Source organism: Vibrio profundum (assembly GCF_050337555.1).
Classification (GTDB): Bacteria; Pseudomonadota; Gammaproteobacteria; order Enterobacterales; family Vibrionaceae; genus Vibrio; species Vibrio profundum.
This window is the reverse complement of the sequence record NZ_JAKJTA010000039.1, coordinates 1-924: the sequence shown is the minus strand read 5'-3', so window position 1 is coordinate 924 and position 924 is coordinate 1. Positions and strand designations below refer to the sequence as shown.

Annotated in this window: 4 tRNA genes; all 4 read left to right on the top strand. The window is 44.5% G+C overall.

Annotated features, from left to right (window positions below):
• Window positions 1-124 precede the first annotated feature (124 nt).
• The 4 genes from L4C34_RS20335 (at window position 125) to L4C34_RS20320 (ending at window position 501) form a co-directional block, all read left to right on the top strand.
• Window positions 125-200: transfer RNA gene (locus L4C34_RS20335), tRNA-Glu, on the top strand.
• A gap of 21 nt (window positions 201-221) precedes the next feature.
• Window positions 222-297 (top strand) — tRNA-Lys (locus tag L4C34_RS20330).
• Between the two features lie 10 nt (window positions 298-307).
• Window positions 308-383 (top strand) — tRNA-Ala (locus L4C34_RS20325).
• Between the two features lie 42 nt (window positions 384-425).
• A tRNA-Val gene (locus L4C34_RS20320) sits at window positions 426-501 on the top strand.
• The last annotated feature ends 423 nt before the right edge of the window (window positions 502-924 follow it).

The following is a 924-nucleotide window of genomic DNA, read 5'->3' as shown; positions in this document are numbered from 1 at the left end:
GCCCTAGGGGAACCTGGGGCTGGATCACCTCCTTATACGATGATTATTACGATGAGTACCCACACAGATTGATACGGTTTAGAAAGTAAAGAGACGAAGAACTCCCAAGTTCTTCAACAATAGTGTCCCGTTCGTCTAGAGGCCTAGGACACCGCCCTTTCACGGCGGTAACAGGGGTTCGACTCCCCTACGGGATACCACTTCTTTTTTAGAAGTACAGTGGGTCGTTAGCTCAGCTGGTAGAGCAGTTGACTTTTAATCAATTGGTCGCAGGTTCGAATCCTGCACGACCCACCATTTTCAAGCTGGGGCTATAGCTCAGCTGGGAGAGCGCCTGCCTTGCACGCAGGAGGTCTGCGGTTCGATCCCGCATAGCTCCACCATCTTGAATAAGTTCTTGCCACACAGGAACTAAAACTAAATGTGGGCGATTAGCTCAGTTGGGAGAGCACCTGCCTTACAAGCAGGGGGTCACTGGTTCGAGCCCGGTATCGCCCACCATCTTTAAGTATTTTCTCTAGATAGAAAGAATATTTAAAAATGGTTACTTCATTATGAAGTCTCTATGCTCTTTAACAATTTGGAAAGCTGACGAATAACTCTCTATCAACCTTGCGTTGAAGAAGTTATTCAAATTTTAAAAGTTCTCAAATCCTAGTTTCGTTAAGAAATTAGGTACCAACACACATTCAAGTGTTCTTGGAAATGACCTTTAACGAGGTTATTTAATATTTGAGTCCGGCAAAATCGTAGTTTGCGTTTGTTTTAAACAGACCAAACTAAGCTGTCTCGCTCATTCAAATAATGAGACAGCACTAACCTTGGTTGTTTGCCATACATAAGACCCTTTTGGGTTGTATGGTTAAGTGACTAAGCGTACACGGTGGATGCCTTGGCAGTCAGAGGCGATGAAGGACGTATTAA